Source organism: Streptomyces sp. NPDC034043 (assembly GCF_055575675.1).
This window is the reverse complement of record NZ_JBVISF010000015.1, coordinates 65,756-83,598: the sequence shown is the minus strand read 5'-3', so window position 1 is coordinate 83,598 and position 17,843 is coordinate 65,756. Positions and strand designations below refer to the sequence as shown.

Below are 17,843 nucleotides of genomic sequence, written 5' to 3'. Positions count from 1 at the left end.
TACGGATCGTTCACCATCCAGGCAACTGATTCGTTGCGCAGAGTGCTCATTAGCGCAGGTCAAGACCGTAATATCGTTGCACCGCTCCTGAATTCAATGCAACGAAACCCACGCCTCCGTTGCAACAGGCCAGAACTGAACGCTACGCTGGGGCCGTCAGGAGCAACGGGAACGACCAAGGAGACCGCGATGCCGGGAGGCAGGCTCACCCCGCAGGAACGCCAGCAGATCGCGCTGGGGGTGGCCGACGGCCTCGCCTACGCCGAGATCGCCAGACGTCTCGACCGCCCCACCTCGACCGTCACCCGCGAGGTGATGCGCAACGGCGGCCCCACCGGCTACCGCGCCGACCTCGCCCAGCGCGCCACCGAACACCGCACCCACCGCCGCAAGCAGGCCGCGCCCAAGGACCCGCAAGCCCCCGCGCTGCCCCACGGACGCGACCCGGAGGCGGTCCGCGAGTACGAGGAGATGTTCACGACCGTCCTGATGCAGTCGGGCCTGCCCAAGATGACGGCCCGTGTCCTGGTCTCCCTGTACACCGCCGACAGCGGCACCCTCACCGCGTCCGAACTCGTCCAGCGGCTCCAGGTCAGCGCGGGGTCCATCTCGAAGGCGGTCGCGCTGCTGGAGGGACAGGGCCTCATCCGCCGGGAACGCGACGAGCGCCGCCGCGAGCGCTACGTCGTCGACGACGACGTCTGGTACGAGTCGATGATGGCCAGCGCCCGCTCCACGGCCCTCCTCGCCGAGACGGCGCGCAAGGGCGTCGGCGTCCTCGGCCGCGACACCCCCGCCGCGACCCGCCTGGAGAACATCGGCCGCTTCGTCGACTTCGTCTCCGAGAGCATCGTCCGCGCGGCGGACCAGGCCCGCGATGTCCTCCACACGAAGCCCGGCCCGACGCCCTGACGGCCGGGCGGGGCCCGGGGCCAGGCAGTGTCTGACAGATGATCACGGATTGGTTCGCGGAGCCAGAGGATCCGTGAGGTCAGGACGACGCCGGCACGGTAGCGGTCGGCGAGCTTGCCGAACCTCGCGGTAGACCTCCTTGTCGAAGGCGGGCGGCCGGCCGCCGGTGCGCCCTCGGAGCCGGCGGTTGGCCGCTTGGTCGCGGCGCTCGGAGATCGTGACGGCGATGCCCGCCGCAGCAGCAGGTGCCGGATCGACCCGGCTGGAGTAGGCCTTGTCGCCCAGGACCCGGGTCGGTGTCGTGCGCGGGCGGCCCGTGGCGATGCGCGGGATGCGGATCCCGTCGAGGACCTGGGCGAACGCGGTGGCGTCGTTGACGGGCCCCGCGTCAGAGCGGTGTTCCCACACCGCACGTGCGGTCACCCAGTACGGAGCGGCCCAGCGCCGCGTGGGACTACCGCGCATCGGTAGTCCCACGAACCGGTCCCCGCCCCACCTCCCGCCCCCTTCCGCCGCGTTGGGGACGTCCTGCTTGCTTTGCGGGTCCACCCCGGTCTAATATCGTCATTATGACGATAACCGCTCGGCGGCCCCCGCTCCCCGCGGGCATGGCCTCCAGGGGCCTCGATCCGCCGCCGCGCGCACGGCCGTGACGTCGAGCACGAGCCCGGAGCCATGCCAACGCGCGCACCAGCCGCCCGGCGGCCGCCTGCCACCGGACCGACGCGAAGAAGCGCGTCGATCGAAGTGTGAACTCGGATGGCGCAACCCCTCTCCTCCCGGAGAAATCCACCCCCAGGAGCGCTTCGTGCGCCACGCCAGCCCCCCTCCCCCATCCGCCACGCTGCACCCTGTCCTCCTCCACGGCCACGGTGGCATCGGCAATGACCTCAGGACGGAAAAGTGAGCATGTTCACAATGCCGGTAAATCCCTTTGACCTCTCCGAAGAAACGCTGAGCCGAATATCCGCCGACGACTCATGGGCCCCGACCGAGTCGAAGATCCCACACGTCGATGCCAGGGTGATTCGCCATTTCCTCACTCCGGCTGAAGTGGAGGTATTCGCGGCCGAACTCGCTGCCCAGCATTTTGTGCCGGTGGGTCTGGACGGCATTGCCGCCAACTACGCAGAGGGAGATCCGGTCGGCTCTCTCCGCGCCACGGCTGAATCCGAAGTCTTGGCGGCAGAGTTCTACCGCAGGCTGCGGACGTTTCTGTCGTTTGAAGTAGGACCGGACGATCCGGCGGATGCGGACGGAAGGCGCTGGAAGCCGGCGTCCGTCAATCCGCGTATGCGCTTCATCACGTACAAGCAGGGCGGATTGCTCGTCCCGCACTACGATTCGCCCTATTTCGCCCCCGACGGAACGCGAACTCACCTGACGGTCGTCGTCTACCTGTCGTATGAGGCAGTGGGCGGAGAAACTCGGTTCATCGCCGACAAGCAGAACGACCTTCCCTTTGCGCAACGCGACTTCTCGGACTGGCCCCGGCTCGCAGAGCCTGAGGAAATATTGAGCGCCCACCGCCCCGAACCGGGCGATGCGCTCCTCTTCTGGCATCGGACGCTCCACGACTCGGCCCCGCTTCTTGAGGGTACGAAAACAATTCTCAGAACCGACGTGCTCTACGAGCCCATGGATGCGCTGAGCAGCCTTCGATAAGGAGGTCTACCGCGACCGCAACGTGGTCGAACGATGCTTCGCACGCCTCAAGCAGTTCCGCGCGATCGTGACCAGGTTCGACAGGCTCGCCGACCGCTACCGCGCCGGAGTCGTCCTGGCCTCGCTGACCCTCTGGCTCCGCGAACCGATCCGTGATCATTGTCAGACACTGCCTAGTGGAGGGAATGACCGGCGGGCAGGCGATGAGTTCCGCCGGCCGGGGCAGTCTCCATCGTCGTCGACAGTCGACGACTGAGGAGGAACCGTGGTGCAGCTGCTGAGAGTGCAGCACTTCAACGTCTCGCGGGACGGATTCGGTGCCGGTGAGCACCAGAGTCTCGAACGGCCCTTCGGCGACGCCGACCCCGGGACCATGTTCGCCTGGGCCGGCGCCACGGCCAGCTGGCCGAACCGCACCGAGCCCGGGGGCAGCCGCGGCCTCGACGACTACTTCACCCGCGACTTCTCCCACAACATCGGCGCCGAGATCATGGGCCGCAACAAGTTCGGCCCCCAGCGGGGGCCCTGGGAGAACCACGACTGGCAGGGCTGGTGGGGCGACGAGCCGCCCTTCCACACACCGGTGTTCGTCATGACCCACCACACGCGGCCCTCGTTCACGCTCTCCGACACGACGTTCCACTTCGCGGACGCCGATCCCGCCACCGTCCTCGCACGGGCGAAGGAGGCCGCGCGGGGCAAGGACGTACGGCTGGGCGGCGGGGCCACCACCATCCGCGAGTTCCTCGACGCCGACCTCGTCGACACCCTGCACGTGGCGGTCTCCCCGATGGAGCTGGGAGCCGGTTCACGGCTGTGGAAGTCCCCCGACGAACTGCTCGACCGCTTCCACCTGGAGGTCGTCCCCAGCCCGAGCGGGGTGACACATCACCTGTTCTGGCGCAGGTGACTTCTCCGGGCGCCCACCGTGGACACCGGGCGGGCGGTGATCGATAGTGCCGCCATGGCTTCTCTCGTGCGACACGTGACCATCGACTGTTCCGACCCCTACGCCCTGGCCCAGTTCTGGATCGCCGCGCTCGACGGCAAACTCGGCGACGGCGACTTCCCCGGCGACCCCGAGGTCCTGGTCGAAACCGCCGGTGCCGGGCTGCTGTTCATCCGGGTACCGGAGGGCAAGACGGTCAAGAACCGTCTGCACCTGGACCTCCAGCCGCAGGACCGCTCACGGGACGAGGAGGTGGAACGGCTGACGGCCCTGGGCGCCACCGTCGTCGGCGACCACCGCAAGCCCGACGGGGCGGGCTGGGTGACCATGGCGGACCCGGAGGGCAACGAGTTCTGCGTGGAACGCAGCGCCGCCGAACGGGGCTGACGGCAGGGCTAGGGCAGCTGCCACCTGGCCTCGCCGTCCTGCCACTGGCCGGTGGGCGCGAGGCCGGCCGCGGCGGCGACGGCGGCGGACGCCCGGTGGTCGGGGTGGACGTGGGCGATGACCGTGCCCGCCTCCCGCTCCCGGAGCCACGCCACCAGCCCCCGGGCCGCTTCGGTGGCGATGCCGCGCCCCTGCCAGGGGGTTCCCACCACCCAGGACACCTCGGCGGTGCCGCCTCCGACCGTCGCCTGGACGGTACCGGTCAGGCAGCCCTCCTCACGGAGCCGCACCACCCAGTTGCACCAGGAGACGCCCGGATCCGGCGAGCCGGCGGACCAGCCCTCGTAACGCGCCCGCAGCGCCCCGACGGGCTCCGGGGCGCCACCGATGAAGGTGTGCAGGGCGGGATCGGAGAGCACACGGGCCATCTCGTCGGCGTGCTCAACCCGCAGCGGCAGCAGGTCCAGCCGGGGGGTGCGGAGGGTCTCGGGGGTGATCACGGACCGAGTATGCGGGGTCGGGGGGCGGGGGGCGGGGCGGGGGCAGCGCTGGGCAGGGGCCGGGGGGCGGGGTGCTGCTGGGCCGCCAGTCCCGCCTCCCGGGCGTCGATGAGCTCGTCCCAGTGCTCCCGCGTCCACTCGCACGCCGCGTCCAACGGCCCCAGCAGGCCACGGCCGAGCGGGGTGAGGGCGTAGCCGCCGGGCTCCTCTCGTACGACGAAGCCGTCGCGCTCCATCCCGCGCAGGGACTGCGTCAGGGACTTTGCGGTGATCCCCCGCAGGGGCACCTTGAGCTCCGAGAAGCGGCGTGGACCGCCCTCCAGGCAGCGCAGGATCAGCGCGGCCCACTTGTCGCCGACGCGGATCGGCACCAGCGTCGAGGGGCAGACGGGGTCGAACATCTCGGGGTTGAGGGGCGGCTGCGTCATGATCACCACCGTAGGCCGGTATCCAATCGGTAACCACCCCCGTCCGTACGCTCACCGGCATGACGAACGAGCACCAGCACAGCAACCAGCCCCCCACCCCCGCCCGCCTCATCGTGTTCGGCGCCACCGGGCGCGTCGGCCGGGCCGTGGTCGCCGGGGCGCGGGCGCGCGGGGTCGAGGTGACGGCTGTGGGGCGGGCCGACGGGGAGGTGACCTCGGCGGCGGACGTGGCGCGGCTCGCCGCGGGGCACGACGCGGCGGTGGTGTCGGTGTACGACGCCCAGGCGGCGCCCGGGGAGTTCTTCCCGGCCGTGGCGCGGGCGATGGCGGAGGGCCTCGCGCAGGCGGGGGTGCGGCGGCTGGTGTCCGTCGGGCTGGCCTCCGTACTGCCGACGGCGGACGGGACCCCGCTGATGGACACCCCCGGGTACCCCCAGGAGTGGCGGGAGTTCTACGTCGGCCACGCCGCCGGCACCGAGGCGCTGCGGGCCGCCGCGCCGGAGGCCCTGGACTGGGCGGTGCTGTCCCCGGCCGGGGACTTCGACCACGACGGCACCCAGCGGGGCGGCTACGCGTACGCTCCCGCGGAGGCGGACAGCCGGATCACGCCGGCGGACTTCGCCGCGGCGGTCCTGGACGAGGCCACGGCCCCGACCCTGCGGGCGCTCCACGTGGGTGTCGCGCAGGCGGCGGCATGAGCCGGGAGCCGCAGACGGGAAGCACGGCCACCGCGCCGCCCGCCGGTGTGACGGACAGCCCGAACCCCTGGGTGGCCGAGCACATCCGGCGCTTCGAGGAGACCGCCGGCCGGCCGCGTCCCGGGATCTCGGACCTGCTGCTGACCACGCGGGGGCGCCGCTCGGGCCTGCTGCGGCGGACGGCGCTGGCGTACGTGCGCGACGGGGATGCGTACGTCCTGACGGCGTCGAACGCGGGTGGTGACCGCCACCCCGCCTGGTACCTGAATCTGTCGGCCGACCCGGCCGTCACCCTCCAGGTCGGCGCCGGCACCTTCCCGGCGCTCGCCCGTCGCGCGAGCCCGGCGGAGGCGGAGCGGCTGTGGCCGGCGGTGGTGGCCGCGATGCCCTCGTACGCGGCCTACCGCGACGCCACGACCAGGGAGATCCCGCTGGTCCTGGTCACCCCCGCCGGCTGAGGGAGCCGTCCGGCTACCCCTTCACCTTCGGCGCGTCCGGTACGCCCGCGTCCAGGGCGTCGCCGGCTCCCGCGAGGGAGGTGTTGGTGGACTTCGCCGCGCCGCTGGCGGCGGCGCCGGTCACGGCGATGGCGGTCTTGGCGTCCGTCACGGCCTGGCCGGGGTGGTCGACGATGTCGACGACGCGCTTGAGGGGCGGCTGTCCTCCGAGGGTGGCCCCGTCGGCTCCGTCGGCGGCGTGCGCGGTGAGGGGGGTGAGTGCGAGTGCGGCCCCGCCGGTGAGGGCCAGGACGGAAAGGGTGCGCTTCATTGCCTTCATGCCCCGCCCAACGACACCCGGCACCCCGGGTCACCGCCGGCCCCGCCCGTTCCGCGCATCGGATGACCCGGCCCCGGGTACGCCGTCGGCCCCGGATCGGGGGATCGATCCGGGGCCGACGGCCATGACACAGCGGGGAATCAGGACCAGCGGTCAGTCCTGCACCACCAGGGCCGGCGTGGACTTCGTCAGGACCTCGCCGCGGAAGAAGGCCGGGCTGCGGCGCTCGGTGATGAGCATGATGACCAGGCCCAGGGCCAGCAGGCCGACGCCGATGACGAAGACGCTGCCGACACCGAGCACGTCGGACCCGGAGCCGTACGCGGGGTCCCACGCGTCCACCAGGGTCTTGCAGAAGACCGCGGCGAGGAGCAGGCCGCCCAGGACCGGGAAGACGCCCTTGAAGAACAGGTCCCGCGCGGAGCGGCGCAGGTCGCCGCGGAAGTACCAGGCGCAGGCGAAGGCGGTCAGGGAGTAGTAGAAGCAGATCATCAGGCCGAGCGCGAAGATCGTGTCGGTGAGGACGTTCTCGCTGACCAGGGTCATCACCGTGTAGAAGGCGCCGGTCGCGATGCCCGCCATGACGGTGGCGCGGCCCGGGGTCTTGAACTTCGGGTGGACCTTGGCGTACGAGGGCGGCAGGGCTTCGTACGCGGACATGGCCAGGACGGTGCGCGCCACCGGGATGAAGGTGGTCTGCAGCGAGGCGGCGGCGGAGGCGAGCACCGCGACGAAGAGCAGGATGCCGAGCGCGGGGCCCATGACGGGGCCGGCGAGGGCGGCGAAGACGTTGCCGGAGGTCTCCTCGTTGGCGAGGCCGAGTCCTTCGGCGCCGGAGCCGACGGCCATCTGGGCGGCGATGCCGGTGGCCAGGTAGGAGCCGACCAGGACGACCATCGCGATGAGGGAGGCGCGGCCGGGGGTCTTGGCGGATCCGGTGGTCTCCTCGTTGGTGGCCAGGCAGGCGTCCCAGCCCCAGTACATGAAGATCGAGAGGGAGAGTCCGGCGGTGAAGGCCGCCATGGACTCGACCGCGAAGGGGTTCATCCACTGCCAGGAGAAGTCCAGGCCGGTGTCGAAGGTGCCGGCGGAGGCCTTCTGGAGGGCCATCGCTACGAAGATCACCAGTACGGCGAGCTGGAGGCCGACCAGGGCGTACTGGACGCCCTTGGTGGCGGTCATGCCGCGGTAGCTGATGGCGGTCGCGACGGCGATCAGCGTCAGGCAGGTGGCGATGTGGACGAGCTTGTTGCCGTCCAGGGCGGCGACCGACGGGTTCCCGGTGATTTCGCCGGCCAGCAGCCAGAAGTAGGAGGTGGCGACGCCGGCGAGGTTGGAGAGCACGATGATCGTGGCGATCACCAGGCCCCATCCGCACATCCAGCCGATCCGGGGGCCGAAGGCCTTGACGGTCCAGGTGAACGAGGTGCCGCAGTCCGGCATGGCCTTGTTGAGCTCGCGGTAGGCGAAGGCCACCAGGAGCATGGGGAGGAAGCCGGCCAGGAAGACCGCCGGCATCTGGACGCCGACCTCGCCGGCGGTGGAGCCGAGGGTGGAGGTCAGGCAGTAGACGGGGGCGACGGTGGAGATGCCGATGACGGCGCTGCCCACCAGGCCGACGGAGCCCTTGCCGAGGCCCTTGCCGCGAACTCCGGCGTCGCCCTCGGCGACGCCGCTTACCGTGTCTCCGACCTGAGGCCGTGTCTCCATCTGTGTCATGGGTCAGGACGTTAGATGCTGCGGTTTCCTCTTCCGGAAGACTTAAGTCCGGTAATTCACAGGTCTAAATCCCTTGGATTGACAAGATCGACGCCGTTCACGAACTCGTAATACAAGGCCCCCACGCGCACCCATCCGCGATTCAAGAGGCGCCGAGACGTGAGTTCCAGAATGCGGAAACCGCAGGAGTACCCGTTATGTCCGTTTCAAAACTTACCCGTGCCAATTTTCGGCCCCTCCGGAACCCCCCGCAGGCCCCCAAACGACTGCGTGCGGTGAAAACCGCTGGACGGCCCGTGACCACGCCTGGCAGGCTGCCGGCATGACCTACGGAATCGAGTCCCACCCCGCCCGTTGAGCGCCCGCGACGAGCGGACGCCGCTCACTCCCAGCCCCTCCCTGTACGACTACGCCCTGTTCCGCCAGGGCATCGAACCCGACGGCGGTTTCCCCCGCCGCGGCTACGCCCTCCCCGTCCCGGCCCACGTCCCCGACGGCCCGCCGCCCTCACCCCCCTCCCGCCCCGCGCTCCGCTGGAACCAGGCCCGGGAGGAAGTCACCGCCGCCCTCGCCGCGCCGCTCGCCGGCCCGGACCCGGTGCGGGCCGCCGAAGCCGTCCACCTCGCGGTCGCCCGCCTCCCGCTGCCGGACCGCACCGTCCGCGCGGTCGTCACCCGGCTGCCGCTGACCGACGAGACGGCCGCCCGGCACACCGCCCGACGGCTGACCCGCACCGGAACCAGCCCCGCCGCCGTCGGCGTCGGCCTGGCCCTGCTGATCCGCCTCGGAGAACCCGAGGACGTGCCCTGCCTCAAGGCCCTCGGACTGCTGTCAGCGCTGCGGTTGCCGGCCGCGGCCGCACTCGACCCCCTCGACCGGCAGGCGGCCGCCCTGCTGTCCCTGGCCGGCCGCAGCCGCGACGAGGGGATCACCCCGTTCATCCGGGCGGTCGCGGCCCACGAAGCCCGCCGCGACGGGGGCACACCCGACGGGCCGACCGGATCCGGAGGCACGTCCGTACGGGACGCGCTCGTCGCCCTCGCCACCTCCCCGGAGCGGCACGCGGTGGTCCGCTGGCAGGCCCGGCGGATCGCCGAGGCCGCCCGGCTCGACGAGCTCCTGCGCGCCCGCCCCGACGACACCGGGCTGGTCACGGCCGCCGGGCGGCTGCTGCACGCCATGGCCGGTCAGCGCGACGCCCGGGCCGACGTCCTCGACTACGGCCCGGCGGTGGAGGCGTACCGGACGGTGATCGCCCGGGCGGGCCGGCCGGCCCCGGACCTCGGCCACCAGGCCCTCCTGCTCTCCCTCGCCCTCGACCTGCACAGCGGCCCGGGCGCACTGCTCGACTGGCCGGCCGGGGAACGGGAAGCACAGCTCGCCCTCCTCGGACGGCACCTGCGGACGGCCGCCCCGCCCTCCGGGGAGGAGGACCCCCGCCGCGCCGACTGGCTCCGCCGCAACCGCCCGCGCCCCTTCCGCGGCCCCGCGTCCCCCTCACCCCTGCGCATCGAGGTGGTGGTGGAGGACCCCGAGGAATCCCCCGCCGTCGAGACGCGGATCCTCATCGACGGCCGGCCCCTCGTACCGGCCCTCTTCGGCAAGGGCCCGGCCCATCCGCCCGAGTACCTGCTCGACAGCGGCGCCCTGCGCGCCGGGCCCGAGCCGCGCGAGGTGCAGCTCGCCGAGGCGGACTGCACCGAGGGCTGCTGCGGCGCCCTGTACGTGACGGTCCGCCGTGACGGCGACGAGGTCGTCTGGGGCGGCTGGCGCGGAGCGGCCGGACCGCCCCCGCCCGAGCTGCGCTTCGACGCCGCCGCCTACGAAGCGGAGCTCCGGCGGGCCCGGGAGGACCGCTCCTGGTCCTGGCCCGCCCGCTGCACCGCCCGGCGGATCACGGCGGCCCTGTGGGAACGGCCCGAGCTGACGGCCCGCTGGGGCATCCAGCGGATGCGGGCCGCCACCGGATGGCGCGACCCGGACACCGTGCAGGTGACCTTCCTCCACAGGCCCGCCCCGGCCGTCCCGGCCCCGCCGGGACCGGACGAGGGGAACGGCCCGAGCCTGATCTTCGAGTGGCGGCTGCCCGACGACGGCCGCCCGGCCGGGGCACAGGCCGAAGCGGCGGTGCGGCGGCTGGAGGGCACCGACCCCAAGACGTACGCGACGGTAGTGGGCGGGGACCGGGAGCTGGCCGAGTCCCTCGGCTACACCTGGCCGCAGCGGAGCTAGTCCTCACGCGTCCGGCGTCGGCGTCCGGGCTCTTCCGCGTCCCGTGCGTCGACGACCCGGGCCACCGAGATCCGGCCAACCAGGGCGCCCGCACACCGCAGTTGGAGCGCCAAGGCGGCTGGTCGGGCCGTCAGTCACCGGACGGTAGCCTGCGCATGATCGTCACTGCGATCCTTCCCTTGCCGTATCCGATCCATGGGGGTCACCATGTCCACACCGCCGTCCTACCAGCAGCCCTACGGGCAGCCCCGGCAGCCGGCGCCCGGGGGCCCGAACCGGCCGCGGCAGGGCAACGTGCTCCAGCTGCTCCTCACCATGGTCATCTTCCTGGCGATAGTCGGTGGTGTCGGCTACTGGGTGTACGACTACAACACCAACCCCAACGGCGGCCAGGCGAAGAAGGAAGCCGAGGCCGTCGCCCAGCACAAAGAGGACAAGACTCACGAGCCGCAGGTCGGCGACTGCGTCAAGGTGCAGGACCCCCAGGGCAAGCCGCTGCCGACGATCGTCGACTGCGGTTCGCCGGAGGCCCAGTACAAGACCGGCGAGATCCTGCCCGGCGAGGGCATGAAGTGCGGGCCGAAGTTCGACTACGGCATCCAGCGCACGGCGTCCCGCGGGTTCGACTACACCATGTGCTTCACCAAGCTCTGACCCACCGGTCCCCGGGGTCGCGGGCCCCGGGGCGCGGCTCACGTCGTCCAGACCAGCGACTGCACCTCGCTGTACGCGTGCAGCGCGTACGAGCCCACGTCCCGCCCGACCCCCGACCGTTTGAACCCGCCGAACGGGGCCTCCATGTTGCGGCCGACCGTGTTGACCCCGACCCCGCCCGAGCGCAGCGCCCGCGCCACCCGGAAGGCGCGGGCGACGTCCGCGGACCACACGTAGCTCAGCAGGCCGAAGTCGCTGTCGTTCGCCAGCCGGACCGCCTCCTCCTCGTCCCCGTCGAACGGGACCACCACCACGACCGGCCCGAAGATCTCCTCCCGCACCACCCGCATGTCGCTGGTGCAGTCGACCAGCAGCGTCGGCGCCACGTAGAAGCCGCGGCCGTCGCCGACCACCGGGCGTTCCCCGCCGTACGCGATCCGCGCGCCCTCCTTGCGGCCCAGCTCCACGTACGACTCCACGCGGTCGCGGTGCGCCGCCGAGATCACCGGGCCGACGACCGTGTCCCGCTCTTTCGGGTCGCCGACCTTCATGAACGCCAGGTAGCCGCGCAGCTTCTCCACCAGCGGCTCGTACACCGAGCGGTGGACGATCACCCGGGTGGGCGCGGTGCAGATCTGGCCGCTGTAGAAGGAGAAGGTGGTGCCGATCCCCCGCACCGCCGCGTCCAGGTCGGCGTCCTGGAGGACGATCGCCGCGCCCTTGCCGCCCAGCTCCATCAGCTGCCGCTTCATGGACCGCCCGCAGACCTCGGCGATGCGCTGTCCGACGCCCGTGGAGCCGGTGAAGGACACCATGTCCACGTACGGGGAGTCCACCGCCGCCTCGCCGACCTCCACCGAGGTCCCCGAGACCACGTTCACCACTCCCGCCGGGACGCCCGCCTCGTGCAGCGCCTCGGCCATCTTGAACACCGACAGCGGGTCCTGCGGCGCCGGCTTGACCACTACCGTGTTGCCCATGGCCAGGGCCGGGGCGACCTTGCCCGCCGCGTTCGCCCACGGGTTGTTGTACGAGGTGATGCAGGTGACCACCCCGACCGGCTGGCGCACCTCCAGCGCGCCCAGCACGCTCGCCGCGCCCATCGGCCCCGCCTCGGTGACCTGGGGCGGGAGTCCCCTCTCCACCGGTTCCAGGGCGCCCTTGGCGTAGCGCCGGAAGCGGGACATCCCGACGCCGACCTGCATCCCGCGTGCGATGCCCGTCGGGGCGCCCGTCTCCGCCCGCGCGAGGGCCGCCCACGGTTCGAACTCGCGCCGCATGACGTCCGCCGCGCGGTCGAGGACCGCCGCGCGCTCCTCGGGGGGCGTACGGGACCACGTGCCGAAGGCCCCGGCGGCGGCGCGGGCCGCCTCCTCGACCTGGGCGCGCGAGGCCTCGGGGGCCAGGCCGACCACGGACTCGTCGGCCGGGTCGACCACCTCGTAGTGGCCGCCGTCGGGCTCGACCCACTCGCCGCCGATGTAGAGGCGCGTCATCGGGTGCTCACCGTCCTCGTGTCGCGGCCGGACCGGAGCACGGTCCCGGGGACCGCGCCCGTCACCCGGTCGTCGCGGATGGTCTCGACGCCGTTGACGCGTACGGAGACCACGCCGACGGCCCGCGCGTCCAGCCGCGGGCTGTCGCCGGGCAGGTCGTGGACGAGGGTCGCCGGGCCGGCGTCGATCCGCTCGGGGTCGAAGAGGACCAGGTCCGCGTGGAAGCCCTCGGCGATCCGGCCGCGTTCGCGCAGCCCGAACAGCCGGGCCGGGTCGTCGGTGAGCATCCGTACCGCCTGTTCCAGCGGCACCAGCCTGCGGCCGCGCAGGCAGTCGCCGAGGAAGCGGGTCGTGTAGGGGGCCCCGCACATGCGGTCCAGGTGCGCGCCGGCGTCCGAGCCGCCGAGCATGACGTCCTCGTGCTGCCAGGTCTCGGCGCGCAGGGCCCAGCTGGCGGGGTCGTTGTCGGTGGGCATGGGCCACAGGACGGTGCGCAGGTCGTCGTTGGCGCAGATCTCGACGAGGCACTGGAAGGGGTCCTGTCCGCGCTCGGCGGCGATGTCGCCGACGACCCGTCCGGAGAGGCCCGCGTTCTCCTTGCTGTACGTGTCACCGATGACGTAGCGGCCGAAGTCGGCCAGGCGCCGGAAGACGCCCGCCTCCTTGCTGTCGGCGCGGCGCAGCATCGCGGCGCGGACGCCCGGGTCGCGCAGCTTCGTGATCCGCTCGGGGACGGGCAGTGCGAGGACCTCGCCCCAGCCGGGGATGAGGTTGAGGGCGCAGAACGTGCCGAGGGACATGTTCATGGGGGTGAGGATCGGCATGGTCAGCGCGACGATCCGGCCGCCGGACCGGCGGGCGCGCTCGCTGGGGACCAGCTGGCGCGGGACGCGTTCGGGGACGGCGGCGTCGATGGTGAGGACGTTCCAGTTGAGGGGCCGGCCGGCGGCGGCGCTCATGGCGACGAAGAGGTCGATCTCCTCGTCGGAGAACTGGTCGAGGCAGCCGGCGACGATGGCTTCGAGCTGGGTGCCCTCGTGTTCGCCGACGGCGCGGGAGAGCGCGAGGAGCTCCGCGGGTTTCGCGTGCCGGGAGGCCACGGGGGCGCCGGCGCCGTCGGAGTGGGTGGAGGACTGGGTGGTGGACAGCCCCCAGGCGCCGGCGGCCATGGCCTCGTGGAGGAGGCCGGTCATCTGCCGCAGCTGCTCGGGGGTGGGCTGTCCGCCGACGGCGTCCTCGCCCATGACGTGGCGGCGCAGGGCGCAGTGGCCGACCATGAAGCCTGCGTTGACGGCGATGCGGCCTTCGAGGGCGTCGAGGTATTCGCCGAAGGTGGACCAGGTCCAGTCGACGCCTTCCTCGAGGGCCGCGAGGGCCATGCCCTCGACCTTGCTCATCATGCGGCGGGTGTAGTCGGCGTCCTCGGGGCGGGCGGGGTTGAGGGGGGCGAGGGTGAAACCGCAGTTGCCGCCGGCGACGGTGGTGACGCCGTGGTTCATGGAGGGGGTGGCGTAGGGGTCCCAGAAGAGCTGGGCGTCGTAGTGGGTGTGCGGGTCGATGAAGCCGGGTGTGAGGACGAGGCCGGTGGCGTCCTCGCTGGTGCGGGCCTGCGCCGCGGTGCCGGGCGCCGCGATGAGGGCGATCCTGCCGCCCTGGATGCCGACGTCCGCGGTGTACGCGGGGGCGCCGGTGCCGTCGACGACGGTCGCTCCGCGGATGAGGTGGTCGAGCATGACGGTTCCCCTCCTGGTGTGACGTGCTCCCTGTCCCGCCGGGCGGGGTCTCCCGGCCGGTTGGCCGTCCGGTCCCCCGGCGGGCCGTCCCGCTGCCCGGGCCTCGCGGCGGGGGCGTTGGCCTGCGGGCCGCCCCGGGGCTGGGCTGGGGTCCCGCTGCCCGGGCCGCCTCCCGCCGGGGGTCCCGCTTTCCGAGCGGGCTGCGGGTGGGGCCGACCCCGGGCGGGGCCGGCCCTGCGGGGCTGTCCCCTACCCGCCCTTCCTCCGTTCCCCGGGGCTGCGCCCCGGACCCCCTGGGGGCTCCGCCCCCGGACCCCCGCGCCTCAAGCGCCGGCGGGGCTGGATTCGGTCGTGCCGGACGTTTCCGCCCGACGGGCAGCCCCGGCGCGCCCGGCGATTGAGGTGGGAACGGTGGAAGGGCGGGTTGGGGGCCGCTCCGCGCGGCGGCAACCACCCGCGGACCGACCACCGGCCCCGGCCCGGCCCGTGGCCCCGCCCCGCACCGCACCCGCCGGACGGAGTCCGGCGCAGCGGCGCGATGCCGGTAAGGCCGCCCGCGACCGAGCCGTGCGAGCGGCGCGTCAGGAAATCGGCGGGGCGGACTCGCGGAAGCGGGTCGTGCGGTGGACGGGGTCGGTGTCGATGTGCGGGATGACGTGTTCGCCGATCAGCTTGATCGTCGTCATCGTGTCCTCGTACGAGACGCCCGTCGGCAGGCCGAAGGACAGCTGGTCCGCGCCCGCCCGCTCCCAGCGCTCGCACTGGGCCCGCACCTCCGACGGGTCGCCGCAGATCAGCAGCTCCTCCGCGATGAGCAGCTCGATGATCTCCGCGTTGTACTCCGGCAGGGTCTCGGGCCACTGCGGGATCGCTTCCGGCCGCGGGAAGGTGTCGTGGTAGCGGAAGACCAGCGACTGGAAGCGGTTCATGTTCGCGTTGACCGCGATCTCCACCGCCTTGTCGTGCGTCTCGGCGCAGATCGCCGTCGAGGTGACCATCACGTTGTCGTTCACGAAGGCCCCGATCGCCTTCGCCTCCTGGATCGCCGTCTTGTACTGCTCCAGGACCCACTCCATGTCGGAGACCTTCTGGACGCTGAAGCCCAGCACCCCGAGGCCCTTCCTCGCCGCCATCGCGTACGAGGAGGGGGAGCCGGCGGCGTACCACATGGCCGGGTGGGCCTTGCCGTACGGCTTGGGGAATATCTTGCGTGGCGGCAGTGACCAGTGCTTCCCCTGGAAGCCCTCGTACTCCTCCTGGAGGAACATCTTGGGGAACTCCGCGATGGTCTCCTCCCAGATCTCCTTGGTGTGGTTCATGTCCGTGATGCCGGGGAGGAAGCCGAGGATCTCGTGGCTGCCCGCGCCACGGCCCGTGCCGAACTCGAAGCGGCCCTTGGAGAGGTGGTCGAGCATGGTGACCTTCTCGGCCACCTTCACCGGGTGGTTGACCGGGGCGAGCGGGTTGAAGATGCCGGAGCCGAGGTGGATGCGTTCGGTGGCGGCGGCGAGGTAGCCGAGGAAGACCTCGTTGGCGGAGAGGTGGGAGTACTCCTCCAGGAAGTGGTGCTCCGAGGCCCAGGCGTACTTGAAGCCGGACTTGTCGGCCTGGATGACGTACTGGGTCTCCTCGAGCAGCGCCTTGTGCTCCGCCTCGGGGTCGACCTTGGAACGCGCCTCAGGCACGTATCCCTGCACGAAGAGCCCGAATTCCAAGGGGTCACCGTCCTTAGGTTTCTGACGTGACGTCAGATTTGATGGTCCGACTGTTCCACCGCCGGGGCGGGACCGTCAAGAGAGCCGTAGGGCCTCGTCTGACGTACCGTCAGGAACGTTCAGGGAAGGCTGACCCCGGCCGTCCAGCCGCCGTCCACCACGAACGGCTGGCCCGTGATGTAGGAGGAGTCATCGCCGGTCAGGAAGAGGGCCAGCTTCGCGATCTCCTCCGGCCGCCCCACCCGGCCCAGCGGGACCACTCGCTCGTACAGCCCGGCCATCGCCTCCCTGGCCCCGTCCGTCACCCCGGCCGGGTCCAGCAGCCCCGGGTTCGCCATCGGGGTGTCCACCGCGCCCGGGCACATGGCGTTGACCCGGATGTTCTTCGCGGCCAGCTCCAGCGCGGCCACCCGCGTCAGACCCAGGATCGCGGCCTTCGTCGCCGCGTACGCGCCCACGTACGCCATGCCCGTCAGGCCGGTGCAGGAGGAGGTGTTGACGATGGTCCCGCCGCCGGCCGCCGCGATCTCCGGGGCGAGCGCCCTGATGCCGAGGAAGGCCCCGATCTGGTTGACCTCGATCACCTGGCGGAACTCCTCCAGCGGGGTCGAGGCCAGCTCGTTGAACCGCAGGATGCCCGCGTTGTTCACCAGCCCATCCACCCGGCCGAAGGCGTCCTTCGCCACCGCCACGGCGGCCGCCCAGTCCTCCTCCCGGCTCACGTCCAGCCGTACGTACCGCGCCCGGTCACCGCCCGCCTCCGCGGCGATCTCTCCGGCGACCGCGGCGCCCCGCTCGTCCAGCACGTCGCCCAGCAGCACCCGCGCGCCCTCGGCGGCGAAGAGACGGGCCTCCTGCTCGCCCTGGCCGCGCGCCGCACCGGTGATGACGACGACGCGCCCGTCCAGCTTGCCCATGGGTCCCCCCGGTCGCTAGTCGTTGAGGAGCGGGGCCACCTCGGCCCCGAAAGCGGCGATCTGGTCCACGAGTTCGGCGCGGTCGCGGCTGCGGAAGCGGACCTGGACCTGGTCCACGCCCAGCGCCCGGTACTCCCGGAGGGACCCGGCGAGCGCCTCCGCCTTGCCGGTCAGGGTCCGGCGGCCGGTGTCCCAGCCCGGCTCGCCCACGTACAGCGGCTCGGTGATCGCGCCGACCTCGAAGGGCCCCCCGGCCCCGGCCGCCTCCCGCAGCTCGCGGATCCGGGCGACCTGCCCCGGGATCCGCTCGCGCGGGTCCCCCTGCGGGAGCCAGCCGTCGCCGCGCACGGCGGCCCGGCGGACGGCGGCCGGCGAGGAGCCGCCGACCCAGACGGGGATCCGCGCCTGCGCGGGCCGGGGCAGCTGCCCGAGGTCGCGGAAGGAGAACCGCTCCCCGTCGAACTCCGGGTACTCCTCGGGGCCCAGCGCCGCGCGCAGGGCGTCCAGACACTCGTCGAGGAGCGCCCCCCGGCGCTCGAAGCCGACGCCGAGCACCTCGAACTCCTCCTGGACGTGCCCGGCCCCCACCCCGAGGACGAGCCGGCCCCCGGAGAGGTGGTCGAGGGTGGCGTACTGCTTGGCGGTGACCAGGGGGTGGCGCAGGCCGACGATCGCGACGTGGCTCAGCAGCCGCACCCGCCGGGTGATCCCCGCCAGGAAGGCGAGGGTGGCCACCGGGTCGTACCAGACGGTGCCCATGGGGCCGGCGAGGCGGCGCGGGACGGCCACGTGGTCGCAGGTGGCCACGTACCCGAAGCCCGCCCGGTCGGCGGCGCGGGCCACCTCGGCGAGGTCGGCCGCGCCGGCCGAGGCCTCCCAGGGCTCGGCGTAGAGGGTGCTCTGCGACTGGACGGGGAGCTGCATCCCGTACGCCAGCCGGCCTTCCGGAAACACGCGTGCCATGCCGGGCCCGCCTCGCCTTCGTGTGCCGCCGATTCGTCGTGCGGTGCCGGGCCATCGTCGTAGCTGACGGTCCGTCAGGCAAGGGGTGCGTGCGGCTT

At 72.4% G+C, this 17,843-nt stretch carries 18 protein-coding genes and 1 pseudogene; 9 read left to right on the top strand and 10 right to left on the bottom strand.

From position 1 onward, the window contains the following. Positions 1-189: 189 nt before the first annotated feature. Positions 190-912, top strand: coding sequence for a MarR family transcriptional regulator (locus ACZ51S_RS28910; RefSeq protein WP_468477078.1), 723 nt, complete (start codon positions 190-192; stop codon positions 910-912). A gap of 42 nt (positions 913-954) precedes the next feature. Here ACZ51S_RS28910 and ACZ51S_RS28905 read toward each other — a convergent pair whose 3' ends face one another. Then, the gene (locus ACZ51S_RS28905) at positions 955-1,335 is read right to left on the bottom strand and encodes a hypothetical protein (RefSeq protein ID WP_468962418.1); all 381 of its coding nucleotides are present in this window, start codon (positions 1,333-1,335) and stop codon (positions 955-957) included. Positions 1,336-1,821: 486 nt separating this feature from the next. On the opposite strand from ACZ51S_RS28905, the gene ACZ51S_RS28900 reads away from it, so the two are divergent. The 4 genes and pseudogenes from ACZ51S_RS28900 to ACZ51S_RS28885 all read left to right on the top strand — a co-directional run bounded on the left by ACZ51S_RS28900 (position 1,822) and on the right by ACZ51S_RS28885 (position 3,913). Further along, positions 1,822-2,577, top strand: a complete 756-nt coding sequence (locus tag ACZ51S_RS28900; RefSeq protein WP_468477121.1) for a 2OG-Fe(II) oxygenase — start codon at positions 1,822-1,824, stop codon at positions 2,575-2,577. Continuing rightward, positions 2,567-2,734 (top strand): annotated as a pseudogene (locus ACZ51S_RS28895) (IS5/IS1182 family transposase); the annotation flags it as partial. The gene ACZ51S_RS28900 and the pseudogene ACZ51S_RS28895, both read left to right, overlap by 11 nt. Before the next feature lie 108 nt (positions 2,735-2,842). Further along, on the top strand, positions 2,843-3,487 hold the full coding sequence (locus ACZ51S_RS28890; RefSeq protein ID WP_468962416.1) for a dihydrofolate reductase family protein: 645 nt from the start codon (positions 2,843-2,845) through the stop codon (positions 3,485-3,487). Between the two features lie 54 nt (positions 3,488-3,541). Then, a complete protein-coding gene (locus tag ACZ51S_RS28885) occupies positions 3,542-3,913 on the top strand; it encodes a VOC family protein (RefSeq protein ID WP_468477081.1) in 372 nt (123 codons plus the stop codon). 8 nt (positions 3,914-3,921) lie between these two features. On the opposite strand, the gene ACZ51S_RS28880 is transcribed toward ACZ51S_RS28885, so the two are convergent. Further along, positions 3,922-4,413 (bottom strand): GNAT family N-acetyltransferase, encoded by a 492-nt coding sequence (locus ACZ51S_RS28880; protein ID WP_468477082.1) that lies wholly within the window; start codon positions 4,411-4,413, stop codon positions 3,922-3,924. Continuing rightward, positions 4,410-4,841 carry a winged helix-turn-helix transcriptional regulator gene (locus ACZ51S_RS28875; RefSeq protein ID WP_468477083.1) on the bottom strand — a complete coding sequence of 144 codons (432 nt, stop codon included), beginning with the start codon at positions 4,839-4,841 and terminating at the stop codon, positions 4,410-4,412. Before ACZ51S_RS28875 ends, ACZ51S_RS28880 begins: the two co-directional genes overlap by 4 nt. Before the next feature lie 59 nt (positions 4,842-4,900). On the opposite strand from ACZ51S_RS28875, the gene ACZ51S_RS28870 reads away from it, so the two are divergent. Then, positions 4,901-5,539: an NAD(P)-dependent oxidoreductase gene (locus ACZ51S_RS28870; protein WP_468477084.1), complete on the top strand. Its 639-nt coding sequence runs from the start codon at positions 4,901-4,903 to the stop codon at positions 5,537-5,539. Next, the gene (locus ACZ51S_RS28865; protein ID WP_388943143.1) at positions 5,536-5,997 is read left to right on the top strand and encodes a nitroreductase/quinone reductase family protein; all 462 of its coding nucleotides are present in this window, start codon (positions 5,536-5,538) and stop codon (positions 5,995-5,997) included. The genes ACZ51S_RS28870 and ACZ51S_RS28865 overlap by 4 nt, the downstream gene beginning before the upstream one ends. A 13-nt stretch (positions 5,998-6,010) precedes the next feature. On the opposite strand, the gene ACZ51S_RS28860 is transcribed toward ACZ51S_RS28865, so the two are convergent. Next, entirely contained in the window at positions 6,011-6,316 is a 306-nt protein-coding gene (locus ACZ51S_RS28860; protein WP_468962414.1) for a hypothetical protein, read from the bottom strand. A 153-nt stretch (positions 6,317-6,469) separates the two neighbouring features. After that, the gene (locus ACZ51S_RS28855; protein ID WP_468477086.1) at positions 6,470-8,035 is read right to left on the bottom strand and encodes an APC family permease; all 1,566 of its coding nucleotides are present in this window, start codon (positions 8,033-8,035) and stop codon (positions 6,470-6,472) included. Between the two features lie 354 nt (positions 8,036-8,389). Between ACZ51S_RS28855 and ACZ51S_RS28850 the strand changes: the two genes are divergently transcribed. Together ACZ51S_RS28850 and ACZ51S_RS28845 are read left to right on the top strand one after the other, a co-directional pair. Beyond that, a complete protein-coding gene (locus ACZ51S_RS28850) occupies positions 8,390-10,267 on the top strand; it encodes a hypothetical protein (protein WP_468962412.1) in 1,878 nt (625 codons plus the stop codon). Between the two features lie 207 nt (positions 10,268-10,474). Beyond that, positions 10,475-10,921, top strand: coding sequence for an LppU/SCO3897 family protein (locus ACZ51S_RS28845; protein ID WP_468803645.1), 447 nt, complete (start codon positions 10,475-10,477; stop codon positions 10,919-10,921). A 38-nt stretch (positions 10,922-10,959) separates the two neighbouring features. Here the strand turns inward: ACZ51S_RS28845 and ACZ51S_RS28840 are convergent, their stop codons facing one another. From ACZ51S_RS28840 to ACZ51S_RS28820, 5 genes are all read right to left on the bottom strand, one after another. After that, positions 10,960-12,417, bottom strand: a complete 1,458-nt coding sequence (locus ACZ51S_RS28840) for an aldehyde dehydrogenase family protein (RefSeq protein WP_468477089.1) — start codon at positions 12,415-12,417, stop codon at positions 10,960-10,962. Next, positions 12,414-14,150 (bottom strand): N-acyl-D-amino-acid deacylase family protein, encoded by a 1,737-nt coding sequence (locus ACZ51S_RS28835; RefSeq protein ID WP_468477090.1) that lies wholly within the window; start codon positions 14,148-14,150, stop codon positions 12,414-12,416. The genes ACZ51S_RS28840 and ACZ51S_RS28835 overlap by 4 nt, the downstream gene beginning before the upstream one ends. 581 nt (positions 14,151-14,731) lie before the next feature. Beyond that, positions 14,732-15,865, bottom strand: a complete 1,134-nt coding sequence (locus ACZ51S_RS28830; RefSeq protein WP_468477091.1) for an LLM class flavin-dependent oxidoreductase — start codon at positions 15,863-15,865, stop codon at positions 14,732-14,734. 119 nt (positions 15,866-15,984) lie between these two features. Next, positions 15,985-16,782 carry an SDR family NAD(P)-dependent oxidoreductase gene (locus ACZ51S_RS28825; RefSeq protein WP_468477092.1) on the bottom strand — a complete coding sequence of 266 codons (798 nt, stop codon included), beginning with the start codon at positions 16,780-16,782 and terminating at the stop codon, positions 15,985-15,987. A gap of 15 nt (positions 16,783-16,797) precedes the next feature. After that, entirely contained in the window at positions 16,798-17,745 is a 948-nt protein-coding gene (locus ACZ51S_RS28820; protein ID WP_468803643.1) for a TIGR03619 family F420-dependent LLM class oxidoreductase, read from the bottom strand. Positions 17,746-17,843: the final 98 nt, after the last annotated feature.